Source organism: Arthrobacter sp. 2YAF22_2 (genome assembly GCF_052114645.1).
In the GTDB taxonomy this organism is placed as follows: domain Bacteria; phylum Actinomycetota; class Actinomycetes; order Actinomycetales; family Micrococcaceae; genus Arthrobacter.
Genome location: NZ_JBFRFD010000494.1, coordinates 1 through 2,665 on the forward strand (window position 1 = coordinate 1; position 2,665 = coordinate 2,665).

Annotated in this window: 3 protein-coding genes; 1 reads left to right on the forward strand and 2 read right to left on the reverse strand. The window is 67.7% G+C overall.

Annotated elements, in window-relative coordinates; genetic code table 11:
• The coding region (locus AB4Y86_RS16350) for a DUF1345 domain-containing protein (RefSeq protein WP_441403230.1) at positions 1 to 529 on the forward strand (529 nt) is incomplete at its 5' end.
• A gap of 61 nt (positions 530 to 590) precedes the next feature.
• Here AB4Y86_RS16350 and AB4Y86_RS16355 read toward each other — a convergent pair.
• Both AB4Y86_RS16355 and AB4Y86_RS16360 read right to left on the reverse strand, forming a co-directional pair.
• Positions 591 to 1,283 (reverse strand): endonuclease/exonuclease/phosphatase family protein, encoded by a 693-nt coding sequence (locus AB4Y86_RS16355; protein WP_441403232.1) that lies wholly within the window; start codon positions 1,281 to 1,283, stop codon positions 591 to 593.
• Positions 1,284 to 1,424: 141 nt separating this feature from the next.
• Positions 1,425 to 2,552, reverse strand: a complete 1,128-nt coding sequence (locus AB4Y86_RS16360) for a sensor histidine kinase (protein WP_441403231.1) — start codon at positions 2,550 to 2,552, stop codon at positions 1,425 to 1,427.
• Between the last annotated feature and the right edge of the window lie 113 nt (positions 2,553 to 2,665).

Sequence of the window (2,665 nt, forward strand, 5' to 3'; positions counted from 1 at the left end):
GGCCATGGGGTGGGCGGCAGCGTCGCTGACCTACCTAATCTGGGTGTGGGCGGTCATCGGGCATTTGCAGTCCGAGGCCACGGCAGCGCACGCCCGGCGCGAGGATCCGGGCCGGGGTGTCTCCGATGTCCTGGTCCTGACGGCCACGCTCGCCAGCTTTGCGGGGGTTGCCCTGATCCTCGTGGACGCATCCAACGCCGCAGGCGGCGCGAAAGCCGCCATCATCGCGATGGCGCTGGGCAGCGTTGCGCTGAGCTGGTTCCTTGTGCACACGCTGTACACCCTGCGCTACGCCTCGATTTATTACCGGGACGCGAGCGGCGTCGACTTCAACGAGGACCAACGTCCGCGGTACCTCGATTTTGCCTATCTGGCTTTCACCGTGGGGATGACCTTCCAGGTCTCAGACACCGATCTGAAGACCGACGCCATCCGCAGCACCGTGCTGCGGCAGGCGCTGCTGTCCTACTTGCTGGGTGCCATTGTGCTGGCCACCACCATCAATCTGGTGTCCGGCCTCATTCACTGATCCGGTTCACCGGTTCGCTTCACTGGGCCGGGTCACTGAAGTGACCCGGCCCAGGTGACGCCTAGTTCTCCGCAGACCCCGGGCCCTGGCCGTATTCGGCCGAGATCAAGATGGGGAGGTGGTCCGAGGCGCCGCGCGGCAGTGTTTCGACGTTTTCGATCATGAGGCCGTGGGACGTCGCGAAGTCGAAGTGGCCCTTGAAGACCTTGTACCGGGTGTAGGTCCGCCGGTCGCTGAGCGAGAGCTCGTAGCCGGCGTCTTTCATCTGCTCGGTGAGGTATTTGGTGAAGAACGGATAGTTGAAGTCGCCCACCATGAGCGTCATCAGACCCGCGCCCATGCCCAGCAACTCGGCGTGCGCGGCGTGGATCTGGTTCCGGCGCAGTGAGTTCGACGCCGTCAGCGGTGCCGCGTGGAAGGACGCGAGGACCAGATCGTGATCCGTCTCGTTGTCCACCACCCGGGTACCAATGAGCCGCTCGTGCGCGGGTGCCAGCACGCGGTCGTGCAACGATTTCTTCAGCGCAAACGTCTTGGACTCGCCGGCGGTGAAACGGTCCTTGCGGTAGTAGATCGCCAAGCCCAGCCGGTTGCCTCTGGTGGCCTCAGCCAGGTGCAGGCCGCCGATGCTTTCGGGCAGATCTTCGGTGTCGCACTCCTGGAGGCAGAGTCCGTCGATCTCGTAGTCGCGGGCCAGGGCTTCCAGTTCGCCGCTGGCCTTGTGCTTGCGGAGGTTGTAGCTGATGACTCTGATCAGTGGAGCACCTCTTCGCAGAATAGTCGGTAAACCTTGGTCCCGAGTCTACCCAGTCCGGCGGATCAGATGGGAACCCGGTGCCGCGGGTCGTCTTCCCGGGAGGGTCGAAGAACGCGAGTCAGGGCCCCGTGCCGGCGGTCAGACGGGGATCGTGAGACGGACCCGGAATCCGCTGCCCAGTGGCCCCGCCTCGACGGTACCGCCGGCAAGTCGTGCCCGTTCAGCCATTCCGTTGAGACCGAAGCCCACGCCGCCGCCCGGGGCCGCGCCGCCGGCCGCGCCGTTGTCCGTCACCGTGAGCCGCACCGCGGTCCGCTCCCAGCTGAGGTCGACGTCGACGTCGGCTCCCGGGGCGTGCTTGCGCACGTTGGACAGCGCTTCCTGGGCCGTCCGATAGAGAGCCAGCGCGGCCTCCTGCGGCAGCGGCACCGCCTCGCCCCGGGAGTTGAACCTGAGCCGACCGGACGCAGCATCGCGGTGCTGATCGAGGAGCGATTGCAGCCGGCCGGGGCCCGGGGCCTCATCCTCGCGCAGGGCCAGCACGGCCCGCCGCGCCTCGGCGAGACCGGACTTGGCGAGGGCGCCGGCCCGGTCCAGCGACCCTAGGAGGCGCGCGTCCGCCCCTGCGCTGCGAGCCAGCAACCGTGATCCCTCCAGGTGCAGCGACAGTCCGGACAGGGTGTGGGCCAGCACGTCGTGCATCTCGCGTGCCAGCCGCGCCCGTTCGGCGGCAGCGGCGGCGGTGCGTTCAGCCTCGCGGCCGGCCTCCACCTGCCGCAAGAGGACGGCGATCCGCTCCCGCTGCTCCTTCTCCCGCCGCAACAGCACTCCCACCAGCAAGAAGAACGCCGCACCCGCATCCGTTGCAAGAACCAGCGAGACCACGCCCTGGCCGGTACTCAGCTGCACGACGTTGACGGCGCAGGCGGCAAGCAGCACCAGCGCCGGCAGCAGGAGCCGTGGCGGCCGCAGCGGCGCAAAAGCCGCGATCAGAAAGAGGGCGGTGACCTCAGCAGTCGGATCGGCTGTACGCATGCCCACGACCGCGGCAGCCATCACCACCATCAGGACGACGTAGGCCGGCTGCGGCAGCCGGTCCTTGAGCAGGTACGGCACAGCTGCGGCCGTGAAGGCCGCCGCGGCGGCCGCATTGAACATGCCGGCCCCGCTCGTCGAGAACCCCACCGGGCCCAGCGCCGCGCTGGCCGCCACAAGTGCCACCATGGCCAGTCCCAGTGGGATCAGCCATTGCCGGGAAGACGTCATGACTGGAATCATACGGTCCGTGACCAGCCAGCATCCCCGTGAAAGGCTGGGCCACAACACCACTCAGGAGGGGACACGGCGGATGGGCGACGGGCAAGTGCGGGTGCTGATAG